Origin of the sequence: Burkholderia sp. Bp8998 (assembly GCF_003854235.1) — a bacterium.
GTDB lineage: Bacteria > Pseudomonadota > Gammaproteobacteria > Burkholderiales > Burkholderiaceae > Burkholderia.
Window position 1 is genome coordinate 1 of record NZ_QTQF01000149.1, and the last position, 778, is coordinate 778.

A 778-nucleotide genomic window follows, 5' to 3' on the forward strand; every position below is an offset into this window, starting at 1 on the left:
TTGCGCGCGAGCGCCAGCGCCGCATCGCGGGCCGCGCCGCTTTCGACCACGTCCTCGACGAGGCCGATCCTGAGCGCCGTCGCCGCGTCGACACGCGTGCCGGCCAGGATGATCTTCTTCGCCCAGCCTTCGCCGACGAGCCAGGGCAGCGTCTGCGTGCCGAGCCCGCACGGCAGCAGGCCGACCGACGGCTCGGGCAGCGCCATCTGCGCGTGCGCCTCGGCGATCCGCAAGTCGCACGCGAGCGCGCATTCGAGGCCGCCGCCCATCGCATAGCCGTTGATCGCCGCGATCGTCACGACGCGCGCGTCATGCAGCGCCTCGAAGGCCGCGCCGAAACGCGCGGCCATTGCACGCGCGACCGCGCGGTCGCCGTCGGCGAACGTGTTCAGGTCGGCGCCCGCGCTGAAGAACTTCGGGCCGTCGCCGGTGATCACCAGCGCGCGCACGCGCGGGTTCTCGTTCAATGCGGCGACGGTTGCCTGCAGCTGCTGCAGTCCGTCGGCGGTAAAGGCGTTCGCGGGCGGACGCTTGAGCGTCGCGCACGCGATCGCGCCGTCGTCGACGTAGTCGAGTTCGATCATGACGCGTCCTTCTTCGTGGCCGGTTGGTACAGGCGGATCACCGCCGAGAAATCGAGTTGCCCGTCGCCGCGGCTGCTCATCGTCTGGTACAGCTGCTGCGCGAGCGCGCCGAGATAGACGGGCTGGCGCGCCTGCTTCGCGGCGTCGTTCGCGAGGCCGAGATCCTTCAGCATCAGGTCGGTGCCGAAGCCGCC

General features: G+C 71.0%; 2 protein-coding genes. Both read right to left on the bottom strand.

Annotated features, from left to right (window positions below):
- Positions 1–584, bottom strand: a 584-nt coding sequence (locus tag DIE06_RS37875) for an enoyl-CoA hydratase (RefSeq protein ID WP_124665750.1), incomplete at its 3' end; no start/stop codon positions are given.
- A partial coding sequence (locus DIE06_RS37880) for an NAD-binding protein (RefSeq protein ID WP_185733588.1) occupies positions 581–778 on the bottom strand: 198 nt, incomplete at its 5' end. The genes DIE06_RS37875 and DIE06_RS37880, both read right to left, overlap by 4 nt.